The sequence below is a fragment of the Azospirillum baldaniorum genome (assembly GCF_003119195.2).
Lineage (GTDB): Bacteria > Pseudomonadota > Alphaproteobacteria > Azospirillales > Azospirillaceae > Azospirillum > Azospirillum baldaniorum.
In genome coordinates this window covers 706,655-723,229 of sequence record NZ_CP022253.1, presented here as the reverse complement: position 1 = coordinate 723,229, position 16,575 = coordinate 706,655, and the positions used below count along the sequence as shown (strand labels likewise).

Sequence of the window (16,575 nt, the reverse complement as noted above, 5' to 3'; positions counted from 1 at the left end):
TGAGCGCGCACAGGAGAACGACACCATGAGCAAGACCAAGACCTACGAAATCACTCTGCTCGTCACTCTGCGGGAGTTGACGGCGAAGGAAGGCCGCAGACCTCACCGCCGCCGAGGCCCGCGCCACCCAGGCGGAGGCCGAGCGGGACGAACTGCGGGAGGCCGCATACACCGCCATGGGAAAGCTGAACAGCGCGATCTACCGGGCTGTCTTCATCGAGAAGTGGCACGCTGACCCGAACTGCGATGTCCCGACGCGCGCCACCGAAGCCAAAGCGTTCGCCCAGACCGCCAAAAACGTTCTGGTGGAGGCGGTCAACGCCCTGTCTCCTGCCCAGCCGGCGCAGGACCGCCGCATCCTGGCACCCTGGAACCCGTGCCTGGAGAAGCTGAGGGACGGTGAGCCGTTCTTCGTCCTGTTGGGCAGAGACATGCACGCTGCGGCGGCTGTCCGGTGCTGGGCCGACCAGCGGGAAGCCGAGCGCGGCGTCTCGGGGAAGACCACCGAGGCTCGCCGGCTTGCCGACCAGATGGACGCCTATCGCGGAGTCGGCGTGACCGTCCAGCCGGCGCAGGGCGCGGACATCGCGCGGGAACTGGCGGAACTGATCGCCATTCCGCACACCGAGCCCGGATGGATGACGAAGCGCAATGCCTTGCTCGCCAAGGCCCGCAGCGCCGGCCTCCTGACCACCGAGACGTAGGTGAGCAATGGCTAAGCCCATCAAGCAAGCCGAGCACGTCGCCCGGCAGGACCACCACTGCTACCTCTGCGGACACACCATCAGCGCCGGAGACCGCTATCTCGCCGTGACGTTTCGCGCGCTTCCAGCGGACGGCTGGTCAGGCATCCGGTACGCCAAGGTCTGCCGCCATTGCCGGGGCGCCGAGTTCTGCGCGTGTGGCGACTGCGATTTCGTCATCCCCGCAGAGCCGGCGGAGCGCATCGGGGGCTGGATTGCTGATCCGGTGCGCGCCGCCCTCTCCCATCACCGCGCAGCGCAGGGAGAGGTGTAGGCATGGGCGCAGAGGTTGCGCTACACGGCCCTTGACTTGTGAATTTAATCCCAATACCATCGCCCCACACTTGCCGGTGGCAAACATTGGTGAGACACAACATGTCGGAAAACGCCACCAAAATCACAGACCTACCGGACCTCGCGACCCCTCTTGAGGTTGCCGCCGTCCTCCGATGCTCATCACGCTTCGTGCAGGACGAGTGCAAGGCCGGGCGGCTTCATGCCACGCTGGTCGCTGGCCGCTACCTGATCGCCCCCGATGATGTCCGCGCCTATCTGACGGAACGCCGCACATGCCGAGACGCAACAAAGGCCCTCACCTCCACTGGGATGAAAGGCGCAAGGGCTGGTACGTCCGCTGGTTCGAAAACGGAAAGGCGCGGGTCCGTGCCACGGGCACTGACGACCGTCGCCGAGCTGAAGGCGAACTTGCGCGCTTCATCTCCGGATCGCATCTCGGGCCGAGTGATCCCGCTTCCCGGAAAATAGACGACGTGTTGGCGGACTATGCCGGCGAGCGGGCTCCCGCTGCAGCGTACCCGCCCAGCATCCTGCACGCGGTCGAGCGGCTGTCGGAGTGGTGGGGAGACCGGGCAGTCGCCGACATCACGGAACGAGCCTGCCGGGCCTATGGCGCATGGCGGGAGAGCGGGAAGGATCGGCGCGGCGTCACCAAGGGGACGTGGGGGAACGAGCTGATCGTTCTGAAGGCTGCCGTTCGTCGGGACTGGGAGGCGCAGCGGCTTTCGGCCCTGGTTCACGTGTGGACGCCGGATCGTCCGGAGCCGCGCACACGGTGGCTGGAGCGCGGCGAAGTCGCGGCGCTGCTGATGGGCGCGCGGGCCAGCGAATGGGGCCGGCTGCATCTCCCGCTGTTCATCATGATTGGGCTGTACACCGGGGCGCGGAAAGAGGCCATCCTGTCCCTTCGCTGGCCCCAGGTGGACCTTGCCCGCGGGGTGATCGACTTCAACCCGCCGGGGCGCGAGCGGACGAGCAAAGGCCGGGCGGTGATCCCGATCCCGCGGCGGCTGATGACCTTCCTGCGGTTGGCGCGCAAGCGCGGCAGCGACACCGGGTACGTCATCACCTACCAGGGCGGCCCGGTGGCGGATATTCGGAAGGGCTGGAAGCTGGCCCGGCTGCGCGCCGGGCTGGACGACAAGGTGACCCCTCACACGCTTCGGCACACCGCCGCGTCGTGGATGGTTCAGGCAGGCGTGCCGCTGTACGATGTCGCCCGGTGGCTCGGGCACGCCTCAATCAAGCAGGTGCAGTCCACCTATGGACACCTCGCGCCGGATCATCTGGATCGGGCGCGGCGGGCGCTGGATCGCGCGTGACTGTGACGCATCACAGCTACACGCGGAAATTTCCCAATAAAATCAATAGGCGCCGCAGTAGGGCATCCACAGCGTGCCCAGCCAGCGCTTGGCCTGGGTGCCGCGCCAGGGCAGCTCGTCGGCGCCGACATATTCGGTGCTGGCGAACTCGTCGATGCCCAGAAGCTGGCTCCACTGCTTCCAGCCGACGACGGCGTAGCGCTGGCCGTCGTCCGGCACGTCGGACTCGCCCAGCTTCTCGAAGGCCGTCAACACCTTCGCCTTGGTCAGCCCGTCGCTGGACGCACCCGCGTAGTTGGTGGAGCGGTTCAACTCACCCAGGATGAGTTCATCGGTCTTGCGGCCCAGCGCGTAGGCGCCGGCGCTGGCGATGATCTGCCGCTCGTCGATGTTGGTCTTCAGCTCGTCCAGCCGATCGACCCAGTCGCCGGCGTAGAAGTCGTAGAGGGTGCATTCGACCGGCGTGTGGTCCAGGTTCATCACCGGAACCGCGCCGTGGCGCGCCTTGGTCGACGCGGTGCCCTTGCCGACCTTCTGGAAGACGGTGGAGGCGCCCTGGACGTTGTTCTTGGTGCGCACCGTGTTGCGCAGCTTGGAGCCCATGCGCTGGTAGGCGTCGTGCACTTCGCGTTCGAACTGCTTGACGAAAGCCTGGGCGACCGAGGTGGACATCGGATTGTATTCCTTTCGCGTTCTGCGGGGGTCCCGTCCGGCGGGAAGCATTCCGCCACCCGGTTGTCAGGCGCGCCCAATCCCGGAAAAGGACGAAGGGACGCGCGCCCGGCCGCAGGCGAAGCGCGAAAAAAGAAAGGGGCTGGCCGGGCCTTTCGGTTGTCCGGTCAGCCCCTTTCAGGACAGGCATGGAGGGAGGTTCGGGATGCCGCGGCCCATCGCGTGAGGGGACGCACGACGGGCGTTGGCAAGAGTGTTTCTAGGACATACGCCCCTTCATGTCAAGAATATTTTCCTTTGCCGAACAATCATTCCCTTGGCGCGGTACCCCCTCGGGGCGTGGAATATCCCCCGGAGCCACGCTGTTGATTGGTTGGCCTCAACGGCCCGAAAACACGGCATAAAAAAGGAATACGCTTCATGAAGACGATCATCACCGCCTGTGGCGTCGCCGCGCTTCTGCTCGCCACGCCGGCCCTGGCCGAAAGCACGTCCGGAACCACCGCCAAGGAGGTCCCGAGCAACAAGGCGACCGGGCAGGTCGCCGCCACCCACGGATCGCTCGACCCGGCGGTCGCGAAGATGACCGCGGCCCAGCTCAAGGGGAAGGACGTCTACGGCAGCGACGGCAAGGACATCGCCGAGATCGAGGGCATCGTCCGCAAGGGCGGCCAGACCTTCGCGGTGATCGACGTCGATCACATCGCCGACTTCAGCGACAAGGACGTCGTCCTGCCGCTGGAGCGGCTGCACATGAAGGGCAAGCGCCTGACCGTCGACATGACGGAGAACGACCTCAAGGGCCTGGAGTCCTGGCAGAAGGACAAGTACGAGGACGTCAAGGGCGCGCTGCGCTGACGCCAGGGGCGGCCGTAGGGAAGAACCGGGGGCGACGGCCCCCGGTTCTTCCGGATCTCACGCCGACCGGCGCAGGCGCATGGCCAGCAGATCGGCAGCCTGACCGGCGGGGACCGGGCGCCCGGTCAGCCAACCCTGGACCAGGGTGCAATTGTGGTGGCGCAGGAAATTGGCCTGCTCCTGCTTCTCCACCCCCTCCGCCACCACGTCGAGCCCCAGCATGTCGGCCATGGCGATGATGGTGGAGACGATGCCGTTGTCCTCCCGCTCGCTCGGCACGCCGTTCACGAAGGAGCGGTCGATCTTCAGCGTCGTCACCGGCAACCGCTTCAGGTAGCTCAGCGAGGAATGGCCGGTGCCGAAATCGTCCACCGCCACGCGGATGCCCATGGCCTTCAGCGCCGCCAGCACGGACAGGGCGTGGTCCATGTCCTGCATCACCGCACCCTCGGTGATCTCCAGCTCGACCAGATCGGGCGACAGGCGGTGGCGGTCGATGATCCGGCGGAAATCCTCGGCGGAGCGCTGGCGCAGGTGACGCGGCGAGATGTTGACGGCCACCGGCACCGGCTCCAGCCCACGGTCGATCCACTCCCGCAACTGCCGGCAGGCCTCGTCGAGCACCCAGTCGCCGAGCGGTACGATGAAGCCGGTGTCCTCGGCGACCGGAATGAACTCGCCGGGTGAAATCATGCCGAAGCCGGGCTTGTCCCAGCGCAGAAGCGCCTCGAACCCCTCCAGCGACTGGTCGATCAACGACACCTTGGGCTGGTAGTGGAGCTGGAACTCGCCGCGCGCCAGCGCCGCCCGCAGGTCGCGGTCCAGCGCCAGATGGCGGTGCGCCTGGTCGGCCAGTTCCTTGCGGAAGAAGGCGTGGCGCTTGCCGCCAGCCCGCTTGGCCGCATAGAGCGCCGTGTCGGCGGAGCGGATAAGTTCCTGCGCGCTGTCGGCATGGTCGGGGAACAGGGCGATGCCGATCGACGGTCGGACGTAATGCTCCGTCCCCATCAGCAGCACCGGCTCGTCGAAGGCGGCCAGGATGCGCTGGGCGGCGACCTCCGCCTCCTTCGCCTCGCCCACTTCGTCGAGGATCACCGCGAAGTCGTCGGTGCCGATGCGCCCCACCGTGTCGCTCGCCCGCACCGTGACGACGATCCGCGAGGCGACCTCCTGCAGCAGCAGGTCCCCGGCGTGGTGGCCCAGAGTGTCGGTGATCAGCTTGAAGCGCGACAGGTCCAGGCACAGCACCGCGAAGCGGCGGCCATGGCGGCGCGCCCGCTCGATCGAGGTGTCGAGCAGCGATTCGATCAGGGCGCGATTCGGCAGGCCGGTCAGCCGGTCCCGCGTGGCCAGCCGCAGCAGCTCCCGCTCGTGGCGCATCCGCTCCGTCATGTCGGCCAGCGCGCAGACGTAGCTGCGCCGCCCCTGCACGTCCAGGCAGGACAGGGAGAGCGAGGCATCGATCCGCCCGTCCCCCCGTTCGATCACCAGCTCCTCGGCGCGCTCCGTGCGGCCGCTGGCCCCCAACTCCGCCGCACCGTCCCCGCCCGGCGCTCCCAGGCCGAGCAGCCGGGCCACCCGCTCGCGGTCCTCCTCGGCGAACAGGTCGGCGAAGCGATGGCCGTCGAGCCGCTCCGCGGGCACCCCGAACAGCGCGACGGCGGCGGGGTTGTGCTCCTGGACCCGACCGTCCTCGCCGACCAGCACGATGGCTTCGCCGATGTTGTTCATGATGCCGAACAGCCGCTCGTCGCGCACGATCAGCGCCTCGGCGGCCTGCCGGAAATAGTCCATGGCGCGGGCCATGGCGCCGAACTCGTCCTTGCGGTCGCGGCCGGGGATGTCGATGCCGGTCTGCCCTTCGGTCAGCCGCTCCATCCGCTCCGACAGCGCCTCGATGGGGCCCAGCACGTGCTGCGACAGGAACACCGACAGCGGCCAGCTCAGCACCAGCAGAACGGCGATGAACAGGACGAAGGCCAGGGCCTCCATGGCGAACTCGCGATCGAGATCGTCGGTTCCGCTGGCCGCTGCGATGGCCCAGCCCCAGGGCTCGAAGGTCAGGCTGGCGCGGACCGAATGCCCCTCGTCCATCCAGCCCTCGGGCACGCGCCCATCGGTGAAGACGCTGACATGGAAGGGATCGCGTCCCAGCGCCCGCAGCGCCAGCCGCGCCTGCCCCTGGCCTTCGTCCCGCGGCAGGGCGCCCGCCTCGATGGCCGCGTTGATCTCGCCAAGCATGGCGTGCGCCGACCCGACCAACGCGTGGGTCAACCGTTCCCGCTCCGTGATCAAACCGCTGCGCAGCAGGTAAAGCGCCGGTATTGCCGCCATGAGGCAGCCGATCAGGCCGATCCAGGTCAGCCAGCGGATCTTGCGGCGCAGCGTCATCACGGTCCCGGCGGCAATCGTCGCACCCGGCTGCTTCCGGGCGGTTGTCATTCTGCGCGAAAGCGTCGCTTTTTTATTTCAAACACGCAACGGTCAAGTTGCCCGCCCCGATCCCCCTGCGTCCTTTTCAAACCGGCTGCGACATTATGCCCATCCGGCGCGGCGTGGCATCGCAAAAACCCTCCCGAGAGGCCGCGCAAAGCCACGCCGCGCCAAAGGTCCACAGGCTCAGGAGGTCGGATACAGGCGCCGGAACCCGTCGGTCACCTTCGACACCACCGCCGGGTCGCGGTCCCGCCAATAGCGGGGGTCGCGCATCAGCGCCTGCAGTTCCGCCTCCCCGCCGGCGGACGGCGCGCCGGCCGGCATCGACAGCGCGGCGGGCTCGCCGCCGGTCATCATCCGGTGAAGCGCCATCACCCCCTCATAGGTGGTCGACAGCCCCTCCACCGCGGCGGGCGGCAGGTTCTTCACCGCCCAGGCGTGGAGCTGCCGCGACACCTCCCGCCAGCGCTCGGCCCCGCCGAACTGGGCGGACAGCCGTTCGACCTCGCGTTCCGCCTGGAATTCGGCGGCCAGCTCCTGGATCAGCGGGACCAGCCGCTCGGCGGCGAGGTCGTAAACGAGTTGCGCCTGCTCCGGCGTGAAGCCGGCTCCGTGCAGGCGGCCGTTGATCGCCGGGTCCGGCTCGAACAGCCCATGGTCGCAGGCGATGCAATAGCCCTCCGGCCCATCGGGCACCCCCGGCGCCGCCAGCAGGTCGGGCCGCTCGCCATCACCAGAGATGGGGGCGGACAGCTTGCGCTCCAGCTCCAGATAGGACTTCAACAGCGCCTCCACGCGCACCGCGCCGGTTTCCGGGTCGCGGAACTTCTCGGGCACCACGGGCGGGGCGCCGGGAACGGTCGACGTCAGCAGGTTCTCGGCCATGGATAGCTCCTTATCGATGAAAGACTCAGGCGCCCTGCCCACGGGCGGTCAGGGTGAGGATGAGGGTGACCAGACGGCGCTGGCCCTCTAGGTCGCGCAGCGTGGCGTCGGAGGCGTCGGGGCCGAGCGTGCGTTCGAGCGTCATGGCTTTCAGCGTGTCCAGCACCCGCGCCCCGTCCGGCCCGGCGAAGCAGCGGGCGAAGCTGGGCGCCGGATCGCCGGCCGGAACCGCCTCGGCGGATGAAACACCCTCCAGCCAAGCCCAGCCGCCGTAGTTCCACTCCGTCGGATCAGCCATGGGGCGCCTCCGCCCGCACCAGCTTGGCGGGCACGCCGAAGGCCTCGCCCAGCCAGCGCGCGGTCGCCGCGACATCCACCGCGGACAGCGCCTCCGGGCCGAGTTGGCGGGCGGTGTCCAGCCAGCGCAGCGTCGCCTGGACGTCGCGCTGCGCCTGGGCCTGGGCCAACGGGGAACGGTGCTGCAGGGCCACCGTGCGTCCGTCCACCGCGATGTCCGGGATCTCGCCGCGGCGGCGCAGGATGCCGACGGCGCGCAGCACCAGCGGGGTCAACAGCTCCGCCTGGAGCCGCCCATAGGTCGCGCCGAGCAGCCGGGCCATCTCGGCGGAGCGTTCGACCACCTCGGTCGCGGTCATCCGCGGCTGGTCCAGCGGCCCCAGCCGGTCGGCCAGCAGCGCGTGGCGGATGCGCGCCCGCAGGTCGTCGAGCACGAGCTGCGACACGTCGAAGCGTCCGGGGTTGGCGAGCGGCGTCAGCCCGGCCGACCCCACCGCCTTGGGGATGATCGTCCCCGGCACCAGCCGGATGGTCGCGGGGTTCAGCACCCCGTCGTCGTCGGCCTGCCAGATTCCGGTGACGGCGACGGAGGCGTTCTTCAGCACCAGCTCGACCACCTTGTTGGCGGTCTTGATGTCGGGCAGCGCCTTCATGACCGGCGACCGGCCATAGGTTTCCCCCGGCGCCTTGAGCCAGCGGAAATTGATGAACGGCGATTGCGCGAAGCGCCCCTCGGCCAGCGTGGCGGGATCGGCCAGACCGCTGTCCAGCACCACCGTCCAGCGGTAGGCCAGCCCGTCCGGAAGCACCGCCTCGACCAGCGGAAAGCGGCTGTCCGGCTCCGCAGCGCCGCGTTCCTGCACCGCGTCCGGAATGGTCACGCCGGGAAAGCGGCGCTCGATCTGGGCCAGCGTCGCCTCGCTGCGCCGGAAGGTGCCATCGAGCCGCCCGTCCGCCCCCTCCTCCAGCACCGCCTCGGCCAGCGGCACCGCGGTGAAGCGCAGGCTGGACGCGGCGCCGGGCGGGGCCTCCTCCATCAGCAGGCAGGCGGTGCCCACCGTCACGAGGTCGAGGAAGGCCTGATGAATTTCGACGGCGAAGTTGGAGCGGTCGACATGCGCCTGCACGATGCCGGCGGCGCGGTCGAGCATCGGGGCCACGCGGTCGCGCTCCCCATCCGGCAGCGACGGACCGGGCTGCAACCCGAACCAGCGCGACCAGGGCGGGGTCAATTCGGCCAGCAGGCTGGCGGCGAGCTGTTCCACCGCGTCCGGCGCGGTCCCGTCGAACAGCCGGTCCACCCGCCGCTCGCCGGGGGTGCCGCCGCCGCGGAAGGGCTGTCCGTTGGGCAGGGCGTGGTCGTAGCAGTCCTGCCAATGGCTTTCCCAGACCGACCGGCGCTCCCGTGCCGCCCGGTAGCGCTCCAGCAGACGCTCCGGCCCGTTTGGCAACGCGGATGCGGCATCCCCCTTGCGGCCCCCCCGGGGGGTGCCGTGCGCGGTGTCCTTCATGGCCTCACTCCCCCAACAGGCGCTTGCGCAGCGGCACCAGCGCGCCGACGTCCAGCGCGCCCCGCCAGGAGGTCTGGACCGTCCCCGCCCGTCCCCGGTTGCGCCGCTGGATCAGCGCTTCTGCGGCCTTGGCCGGGTCCTTCTCCTCCTCCGTCGCCGGAGGCGGGGTGACCGGATCGGCGGCGGGCACCACCACGGGAGCCGGGGCCGCGACCACCGGGGCGGCGGGTGCCGGCGCCGGTTCCGGGGCTGTGTTCCACCAGGGCGTCGTGACGGGAACCGGCGCTGGAGCTTCCACCGGCGCCGGGGCCGGCGCGAGGACAGGCTCGGGAGTGGGAGTCGGCGCGGGTTGAGGGATGGGCGCGGGATTCGGGGTGGGGTCCGGGGCGGGCGCGGGCGGCGCCGTCGGCCGCGGCGCCTTGAACAGGTTCGCCATGAGCGGGGTGTCCTTGTTCGTGGTGAGACAGGGCGACTGGAAGCGGGGGCGGGACGGCGGCGCGGATCAGGACGCGGGGGGACGCGCCAGCCGTCGGTAAAGCTGCCAGGGCGTCAGGACCGCAGGCGCGTGCAACCCCAGCAGACGTTTGACCGCCTCGACGCAGGTGAAGGGCGCCCAGGGGGCCGGACGCGTCAGGCCGCGCCGCACCGGCGCCGGAGCCACCGCCATCCCCATCCCGCGGTACCAGCCCGGCAGATCGAAGGCCCCGGGCAGGTCGAGGACCGACACGTCGGTGAAGGGCGAAAGGGGATCGACGATCACCCAGTGGCGCCCGTCATGCAGCAGCGCGAAGCAGTGGCGGAATCCCGGTTTCAGGAGGCGCAGCCACCACAGCTCCGCCTCGCCCCGGAAGACCACCCAGACGCGCGGCGCGTCCGCTCCGGCCCGGCAGGGCCCCACTTGGCACAACTGAGGCGTCGGCGTGCTCACTGGACGATGCCCTTCTCGCGCAGCACCGGGCGGAGCCGGTCGAACGCCTCCTGCCAGAGGGTGTGGGCGCGCTGCTCACGGTACCGCGCCGGGTCCGGCGCCATCAGGCGGCGCCCGTAGTGGACCAGCACGTGCAGATGGTCGCGGATCAGCAGGCGGCGACGGTACAGCCGGTCCACCGCGCACAGCACGTCGCCGGGCTCGCAAGGACGCTGGACCAGCCCCCGCCCGGCGGCGATGCGGGCGCCGGCGGCCTTGGCGTCCTGCGCCTGGACCGACCAGAACCACGCCTCCTCCGCGCTGCCGAACGGTTCGCCGACAGCGTCGGACAGAACCATAAACGTGTTGCGGTGCTGGACCATGCGTGAGGTCTCCCTGAGAATTGCAGCTTTTGGGTTCGCGGGCGCAACTTCGCTCTCGGGCGGAGCGCCGGATGGGCCGCGGCACGCGCGGCTGGCGAACACATGTTCACGTTATGTACTGATTAAAGTCCTTCGTCAAGGAAAATATGAATAGGTTCCTAGGGACGGGCTGGTTCGTTTATGTGATTATCCTCCCATGCTCAAACATGCGGACATTTGGCGGGCGATCGACCGCCTCGCGGCCCAGCACGGGCTGTCGGCCTCCGGACTCGCGCGGCGCGCGGGGCTGGACCCGACGACCTTCAACAAGAGCAAGCGGACCACCGGCGACGGCAAGCTCCGCTGGCCGTCGACGGAGAGCGTGTCCAAGGTTCTGGAGGCGACCGGCGCGTCGCTGTCGGAGTTCGTCAGTCTCGTCGGCGATGCCGCGGGCGCCGGCTCGCTCCAGCGGGTGCCGGTCATCGGCTATGCGCAGGCGGGCAACGCGGGTTTCTTCGACGACGCCGGCTTTCCTTCGGGCGTCGGCTGGGACGAGCTTCTGTTTCCCAGCATCGGCGACCCCCACGCCTACGCGCTGGAGATCGCCGGGGACAGCATGGACCCCGTCTACCGCGACGGCGACACCATCATCGTCTCGCCCGCCGCGCAGATCCGGCGCAACGACCGCGTCGTCGTCCGCACCAAGGGCGGCGAGGTGATGGCGAAGCAACTCCTTCGCGAAACCGCCACCAAGATCGAGCTGATCTCCATCAACCGCGCCCACCCGGACCGCAGCATCCCGCGCGCCGAAGTGGCCTGGATGGCCCGCATCGTCTGGGCAAGCCAGTAAGCGTCAGCCCTGCGGCACTCTGTCCTAGGACATTCTTCCCTTACATCGGTCATCAGAAGGCTTAACGTCCGGGGATGACCGGATCCACCGGGGCGCTGCCGCGTCCATTCAACGCCCCGCTGTCCCTCATTTCACATCGTTTGGATGCTCTCGAACGCCGTCACGACGACGCGCCGTCCCGCGGTGTGCTTCGGACGGCGCTTCTCGACGGGTCGGACCGGCACGCCGCCCTGGCCCGCGCCGCGGTGCTTCGCCTGCACGACCGCTTGGCCGCCGAGGCCCGGCAAGGCGCAGCGCGGCGGCGTCGCGCCCTGCCTGCCGACCGGACCGCCGGCGACGCGTGGCTGTCCCGCCTCACCACCGCATTGGCCCACCACCGCAACGCCGCCAGCCTGCTGTTCCTTGCGGAGGCTTGAGCCGGCGCCGCCGTCACGCGGCCGGAGGAGCACCGGTTTCGTCCGCCTTGGAACCCCCTGTGTTCAGGGCAACGACACGGGCGGTCTTCGCCTTCCTTGCGTGCGGCTTGCGGGCCCGCGCCTCGGCAGGCGGAACTTCCACCGGTTCGGCCACCTCCTCCGCAGCGACCTGTACGGCGACCGGCGCCGCTTCGGCCCGCTCCGCAGCTTTCTTCAACAGCTTGTTCTTTGAAAAGCCGGAGTCGCGCAACGCCGTTTTCAACTCCTCCCACGCCAAGCGGATTTCTGTGGCGAAGGCCCGCGCGTCGTCGTCGCGGTGGGTGCGGAAATACTCCGCCGCCTCCCGCATCTGGGCCGGCAGGGTTTCCGCCCCGGCGCGCACCGCCTCGTTGCGCAGGCGGTTGTGGCGGTCGTCCAGATAGGTGAGGATTTCCGACAGTTCCTCCGCCGTGCAGCTTTTCTGCAGCCTGTCGGTGACCACGGGCGCGGCCTTGTCGATCTTCCCGACCAACTCCGACCGACCGCGCTTCAGGTCTGGATCGTAGACGGTGCGGATCACCTGGATCACGCGGCGCCGTTCGCGGAATTGCATCATCTCCCCCCTCGACAGAGTCCTTCGATGGACCGGTTCACCGTTTCGAAGGAATCATGCCGCGGAACGAACCCCCTATCAAGCCGGTTTTCGGGCCGCATACCGCCCGAAAACCGGCATTCCGAGTCAGCCGATGCGGATCAGCGGAAGGCGAACTCCCAATAGAGTCCACGCGCCCGCGCCGCCAGGGGGCCGGGTTGCAGGACGCGCTCCTCGACGCGGGTGACCGGCACCACCTTCGCGTAATTGCCGGTCGAGAAGACCTCGTCCGCCTCCAGCACGTCGCGGGGGTTCAGGGTGGCCTCCTCCACCGCCACGCCGTCGTCGCGCAGCAGGGCGATCACGCGCTGGCGGGTGATGCCGTTGAGGAAGGTCCCATTGTGCACCGGCGTGCGCACCACCCCGTCCTTGGCGATGAACAGGTTGGCCGTCGCGAACTCCGCCACGCTGCCGATGGGGTCGAGCATGATGGCGTTATCGAAGCCGCGCTCCCGCGCTTCCTTCAGCGCCAGCCCGGCGTTTGGGTAGAGGCAGGCGGCCTTGGCCTCGGTCGGCGCCATGTCCGGCACCGGGCGGCGGCGGCTGGACAGGCACGCGGTGAAGCCGGCGGCGCTGGGCAGCGGCGCCTCGTAGACCGACAGGACGAAGCGCGTGCTCTCGGCGTCGGGCGCGACGAAGCCCTCCTCCGCGTAGAACATCGGCCGGATGTACAGCTCGGCCTCCTTGGGGAAGCGGCGGATGCCGTCCCAGCACAGCTCCTCGATCTCCCCGGCGGTCAGCATGGGGGCGAGGCCCATCACCTGGGCCGAGCGCACAACGCGGGCGCAGTGGCGGTCAAGGTCGGGGGCCACGCCCTGGAAGGCCCGGGCGCCGTCGAAAACGACCGAAGACAGCCAGAGCGCGTGAGTCATCGGGCCGACGATGGCGGGGTTGCCCGCGATCCATTCGCCCTGGATGTAGCTCAACGCCTGACCGGCCGTGCTGCCCATGATCTTCTCCCTTTTTGGCTTCGGGTTGGTTCTATCCGGATGATTCGCTCCCTCGAAAAGCATACCCCCTCATCGCCGCCGGTCAACCTGCGCAGACGGGCCAGCCGGACGGTTGATGCAGGACACCCTCACCACACCGGGAGCGACCGCCCCATGGGCTGGACCTATTCGAGCGCCTTTCCGCAGCCGCTGCGCGCGGCCCCGCCCTTCCCGCCGCCGGGCCAGGACGTTCCCGCCCCGGGCCCCCTGACCGACAACCCGGACCTGCCGACTCCCGGCCCGCAGGAGGACATGCCCTCCCCCCTGCCCAACGACGACCTGCCGCCGTCCCGGCCCACCGATCCCGACTTCGCCTGAGCCGAGACGCCGCCGAAGGACCAAAGCAAACGGGGCGCCCCCTTGCGGAGACGCCCCGTTCTTCATCGGTGAACCGAAACGGACGGATCAGCGGCGCTGAACCATCAGCTTCTTGATCTCGGCGATGGCCTTGGCCGGGTTGAGGCCCTTCGGGCACGCCTTGGTGCAGTTCATGATGGTGTGGCAGCGGTAGAGGCGGAACGGGTCCTCGAGGTTGTCGAGGCGCTCGCCCGTCATCTCGTCGCGGCTGTCGACGATCCAGCGGTAGGCCTGGAGCAGGATCGACGGGCCGAGGTAGCGGTCGCCGTTCCACCAGTAGCTGGGGCAGGAGGTCGAGCAGCAGAAGCACAGGATGCACTCGTAGAGGCCGTCCAGCTTGGCGCGGTCCTCCGGCGACTGCAGACGCTCGCGGCTCGGGGCCGGCGACTGCGACTGCAGCCACGGCTTGATCGAGGCGAGCTGCGCATAGATGTGCTTCAGGTCGGGGACGAGATCCTTCACCACCGGCATGTGCGGCAGCGGGTAGATCTTGACGTCGCCCTTCACCTCCTCGATGGCCTTCAGGCAGGCCAGCGTGTTGGTGCCGTCGATGTTCATCGCGCAGGACCCGCAGATGCCCTCGCGGCACGAGCGCCGGAAGGTCAGGGTCGAGTCGATGTTGTTCTTGATGTAGATGATCGCGTCCAGGATCATCGGGCCGAACTTGTCGAGGTCGACGACGTAGGTGTCGACCCGCGGGTTCTGCCCGTCATCCGGCGACCAGCGGTAGATCTTGAAGGTCTTCGCCCGCTTGGCGCCGCTGGCGGCGTTGATGGTCTTGCCGACGCCGACCTTGGAATTGGCGGGCAGGTTGAATTCGACCATGGTTCGTATCCTTGCCTTGCTCTTGCCGCCTTAGTAGACGCGGGCCTTGGGCGGGAACACCTGCACCTCGTCGGTCAGGGTGTAGAGATGGACCGGGCGGTACCCGATCTTCGTCTCGCCCTTGTCCGACACCTCGATGACGGTGTGCTTCATCCAGTTCTCGTCGTCGCGGTCCGGATAGTCCTCGCGGGCGTGGGCGCCGCGGCTCTCCGGCCGGTTCTTCGCCGAGTGGAGCGTGGCGACCGCCTGGTACAGCAGGTTGTCCAGCTCGATGGCTTCGACGAGGTCGGAGTTCCAGACCAGCGAACGGTCGCTGATCGCCATATCGCTCTTCTTCGCGAAGGTCTGGTCGATGAGCTTGACGCCCTCCTCCAGCACCTCGCCGGTGCGGAAGACCGCGCAGTTGTTCTGCATGGTCCGCTGCATTTCCAGGCGAAGCTCCGACGACTTGATGGAGCCCTTGGCGTTGCGGATGCGGTCGAAGCGCTCCAGGGCGACGTCGGTCGCGGCGGCGGACGACGACACCGACTTGCCCTTCTCGACGATCTCGGCGGCGCGGATGGCCGCCGAACGGCCGAACACCACGAGGTCGAGCAGCGAGTTGGAGCCCAGGCGGTTCGCGCCGTGCACCGACACGCAGGCCGCCTCGCCGATGGCCATCAGGCCGGGCACCACGCGATCCGGGTCCTCGGCGGTCGGGTTGACCACCTCGCACCGGAAGTTGGTGGGGATGCCGCCCATGTTGTAGTGCACCGTCGGTAGAACCGGGATCGGTTCCTTGGTGACGTCCACGCCGGCGAAGATCTTGGCCGTCTCGGCGATGCCGGGCAGGCGCTGGTGGATGATCTCCGGCGGGAGATGCTCCAGGTGCAGGTGGATGTGGTCCTTGTGCTCACCGACGCCGCGGCCCTCGCGGATCTCGATGGTCATCGAGCGGGACACCACGTCGCGCGAGGCGAGGTCCTTGGCCGACGGCGCGTAGCGCTCCATGAAGCGTTCGCCGTTGGAGTTGGTGAGGTAGCCGCCCTCGCCGCGCACGCCCTCGGTGATGAGGCAGCCGGAGCCGTAGATGCCGGTCGGGTGGAACTGCACGAACTCCATGTCCTGCAGCGGCAGGCCGGCGCGCAGCACCATGCCGCCGCCGTCGCCCGTGCAGGTGTGGGCCGAGGTGGCGGAGAAGTAGGCGCGGCCGTAGCCGCCCGTCGCCAGAACGACGAGCTGGGCGCGGAAGCGGTGGATGGTGCCGTCGTCGAGGTTCCAGGCCACCACCCCCTTGCAGACGCCGTCCTCCATGATGAGGTCGAGCGCGAAATACTCGACGAAGAACTCCGCCTCGTGCTTCAGCGACTGCTGGTAGAGGGTGTGCAGGATGGCGTGGCCGGTGCGGTCGGCGGCGGCGCAGGTGCGGTAGGCCTGCTGCTTGCCGTAATGCGCGGTCATGCCGCCGAAGGCGCGCTGGTAGATCTTGCCTTCCGGCGTGCGCGAGAAGGGCACACCGTAGTGCTCCAGCTCGATGATCGCCGGGATGGCCTCGCGGCACATGTACTCGATGGCGTCCTGGTCGCCCAGCCAGTCCGACCCCTTTACGGTGTCGTACATGTGGAAGCGCCAGTCGTCCTCGCTCATGTTGCCGAGCGCCGCCGAGATGCCGCCCTGGGCGGCCACGGTGTGCGAGCGGGTCGGGAAGACCTTGGTGATGCACGCCGTCTTCAGGCCCTTCTCGGCCATGCCGAAGGTGGCGCGCAGGCCCGCACCGCCGGCACCGACGACGACGACGTCATAGGAATGATCGATAATATCGTAGGCGGCCATGGCTCGTCAGGCTCCGAACGAAATCTTGAGGACGGCGATGACGCAGGCGGCACCCAGCACGAAGCACAGGGCTTTCACGGCCAGGATGCTCAGGATCTTCGCCATCTCGTTGTGCACGTAGTCCTCGATCACCACCTGCAGCCCGGCCTGGGCGTGGTGGAAGGTGACCACGGCGGTCAGCACCATCATCAGCGCCGAGAAGGGCGACTCCAGCCACGCAACGAAGGCCGCGTGGTCGGCGCCCAGATGGCGGATCACGCCGAAGACGAACCAGATGGTCAGCGGAACCAGGGCGATGGCGGTGACGCGCTGGTGCCACCAATGCTCGGTGCCGTGCTTGGCGGAGCCCAGGCCGCGCGCGATCTGCAGCGGCGAGCGGAGGGTCTTGCTGTTGGACGCCATGTC

19 protein-coding genes and 2 pseudogenes are annotated in these 16,575 nt (G+C 68.9%); 8 read left to right on the top strand and 13 right to left on the bottom strand.

All coding sequences use genetic code 11. The features are described from left to right. The first annotated feature begins 176 nt into the window (after nucleotides 1-176). From Sp245p_RS03375 to Sp245p_RS03365, 4 genes and pseudogenes are all read left to right on the top strand, one after another. Entirely contained in the window at nucleotides 177-704 is a 528-nt protein-coding gene (locus Sp245p_RS03375) for a hypothetical protein (RefSeq protein ID WP_014241583.1), read from the top strand. A gap of 7 nt (nucleotides 705-711) precedes the next feature. Further along, entirely contained in the window at nucleotides 712-1,017 is a 306-nt protein-coding gene (locus Sp245p_RS03370) for a hypothetical protein (protein ID WP_014241584.1), read from the top strand. A 101-nt stretch (nucleotides 1,018-1,118) separates the two neighbouring features. Further along, a pseudogene (locus Sp245p_RS36480) lies at nucleotides 1,119-1,298 on the top strand (helix-turn-helix domain-containing protein); the annotation flags it as partial. Between the two features lie 14 nt (nucleotides 1,299-1,312). After that, on the top strand, nucleotides 1,313-2,362 hold the full coding sequence (locus Sp245p_RS03365; RefSeq protein WP_014241586.1) for a tyrosine-type recombinase/integrase: 1,050 nt from the start codon (nucleotides 1,313-1,315) through the stop codon (nucleotides 2,360-2,362). Nucleotides 2,363-2,413: 51 nt separating this feature from the next. Here Sp245p_RS03365 and Sp245p_RS03360 read toward each other — a convergent pair. Further along, nucleotides 2,414-3,034: pseudogene (locus Sp245p_RS03360) on the bottom strand (phage capsid protein); the annotation flags it as partial. A 420-nt stretch (nucleotides 3,035-3,454) separates the two neighbouring features. On the opposite strand from Sp245p_RS03360, the gene Sp245p_RS03355 reads away from it, so the two are divergent. Further along, nucleotides 3,455-3,892, top strand: a complete 438-nt coding sequence (locus Sp245p_RS03355) for a PRC-barrel domain-containing protein (protein ID WP_109138353.1) — start codon at nucleotides 3,455-3,457, stop codon at nucleotides 3,890-3,892. Between the two features lie 57 nt (nucleotides 3,893-3,949). On the opposite strand, the gene Sp245p_RS03350 is transcribed toward Sp245p_RS03355, so the two are convergent. From Sp245p_RS03350 to Sp245p_RS03320, 7 genes are all read right to left on the bottom strand, one after another. After that, nucleotides 3,950-6,334, bottom strand: a complete 2,385-nt coding sequence (locus Sp245p_RS03350) for a putative bifunctional diguanylate cyclase/phosphodiesterase (RefSeq protein ID WP_014241589.1) — start codon at nucleotides 6,332-6,334, stop codon at nucleotides 3,950-3,952. A 177-nt stretch (nucleotides 6,335-6,511) separates the two neighbouring features. Beyond that, nucleotides 6,512-7,213, bottom strand: a complete 702-nt coding sequence (locus Sp245p_RS03345; protein WP_014241590.1) for a capsid assembly protein — start codon at nucleotides 7,211-7,213, stop codon at nucleotides 6,512-6,514. 25 nt (nucleotides 7,214-7,238) lie between these two features. Beyond that, nucleotides 7,239-7,511 carry a Bbp19 family protein gene (locus tag Sp245p_RS03340; protein ID WP_014241591.1) on the bottom strand — a complete coding sequence of 91 codons (273 nt, stop codon included), beginning with the start codon at nucleotides 7,509-7,511 and terminating at the stop codon, nucleotides 7,239-7,241. Then, complete coding sequence (locus tag Sp245p_RS03335) at nucleotides 7,504-9,021, bottom strand: portal protein (protein WP_014241592.1); 1,518 nt, start codon at nucleotides 9,019-9,021, stop codon at nucleotides 7,504-7,506. The genes Sp245p_RS03340 and Sp245p_RS03335 overlap by 8 nt, the downstream gene beginning before the upstream one ends. Nucleotides 9,022-9,025: 4 nt before the next feature. Then, nucleotides 9,026-9,457, bottom strand: a complete 432-nt coding sequence (locus tag Sp245p_RS03330) for a hypothetical protein (protein ID WP_014241593.1) — start codon at nucleotides 9,455-9,457, stop codon at nucleotides 9,026-9,028. Nucleotides 9,458-9,523: 66 nt separating this feature from the next. After that, entirely contained in the window at nucleotides 9,524-9,949 is a 426-nt protein-coding gene (locus Sp245p_RS03325) for a hypothetical protein (protein ID WP_244439326.1), read from the bottom strand. After that, complete coding sequence (locus Sp245p_RS03320) at nucleotides 9,946-10,311, bottom strand: hypothetical protein (RefSeq protein ID WP_014241595.1); 366 nt, start codon at nucleotides 10,309-10,311, stop codon at nucleotides 9,946-9,948. The genes Sp245p_RS03325 and Sp245p_RS03320 overlap by 4 nt, the downstream gene beginning before the upstream one ends. A 196-nt stretch (nucleotides 10,312-10,507) precedes the next feature. Between Sp245p_RS03320 and Sp245p_RS03315 the strand changes: the two genes are divergently transcribed. Together Sp245p_RS03315 and Sp245p_RS03310 are read left to right on the top strand one after the other, a co-directional pair. Beyond that, nucleotides 10,508-11,140, top strand: coding sequence for a S24 family peptidase (locus Sp245p_RS03315; RefSeq protein WP_014241596.1), 633 nt, complete (start codon nucleotides 10,508-10,510; stop codon nucleotides 11,138-11,140). A 74-nt stretch (nucleotides 11,141-11,214) separates the two neighbouring features. After that, nucleotides 11,215-11,556, top strand: coding sequence for a hypothetical protein (locus Sp245p_RS03310; protein ID WP_014241597.1), 342 nt, complete (start codon nucleotides 11,215-11,217; stop codon nucleotides 11,554-11,556). Nucleotides 11,557-11,569: 13 nt separating this feature from the next. On the opposite strand, the gene Sp245p_RS03305 is transcribed toward Sp245p_RS03310, so the two are convergent. Next, nucleotides 11,570-12,151 (bottom strand): hypothetical protein, encoded by a 582-nt coding sequence (locus Sp245p_RS03305; RefSeq protein WP_041811271.1) that lies wholly within the window; start codon nucleotides 12,149-12,151, stop codon nucleotides 11,570-11,572. 137 nt (nucleotides 12,152-12,288) lie between these two features. Beyond that, nucleotides 12,289-13,137, bottom strand: coding sequence for a branched-chain amino acid aminotransferase (locus Sp245p_RS03300; RefSeq protein WP_109138351.1), 849 nt, complete (start codon nucleotides 13,135-13,137; stop codon nucleotides 12,289-12,291). Between the two features lie 153 nt (nucleotides 13,138-13,290). On the opposite strand from Sp245p_RS03300, the gene Sp245p_RS03295 reads away from it, so the two are divergent. Continuing rightward, nucleotides 13,291-13,494 carry a hypothetical protein gene (locus Sp245p_RS03295; RefSeq protein WP_014241600.1) on the top strand — a complete coding sequence of 68 codons (204 nt, stop codon included), beginning with the start codon at nucleotides 13,291-13,293 and terminating at the stop codon, nucleotides 13,492-13,494. Nucleotides 13,495-13,581: 87 nt separating this feature from the next. Here Sp245p_RS03295 and Sp245p_RS03290 read toward each other — a convergent pair whose 3' ends face one another. From Sp245p_RS03290 to sdhD, 3 genes are read right to left on the bottom strand one after another with little or no spacing between them, the layout of a single operon-like run. After that, nucleotides 13,582-14,358 (bottom strand): succinate dehydrogenase iron-sulfur subunit, encoded by a 777-nt coding sequence (locus Sp245p_RS03290; protein ID WP_014241601.1) that lies wholly within the window; start codon nucleotides 14,356-14,358, stop codon nucleotides 13,582-13,584. Nucleotides 14,359-14,388: 30 nt separating this feature from the next. Next, nucleotides 14,389-16,170, bottom strand: coding sequence for a succinate dehydrogenase flavoprotein subunit (gene sdhA / locus Sp245p_RS03285; RefSeq protein ID WP_035675802.1), 1,782 nt, complete (start codon nucleotides 16,168-16,170; stop codon nucleotides 14,389-14,391). A gap of 6 nt (nucleotides 16,171-16,176) precedes the next feature. Further along, nucleotides 16,177-16,572, bottom strand: coding sequence for a succinate dehydrogenase, hydrophobic membrane anchor protein (gene sdhD / locus Sp245p_RS03280; protein WP_014241602.1), 396 nt, complete (start codon nucleotides 16,570-16,572; stop codon nucleotides 16,177-16,179). Nucleotides 16,573-16,575 lie beyond the last annotated feature (3 nt).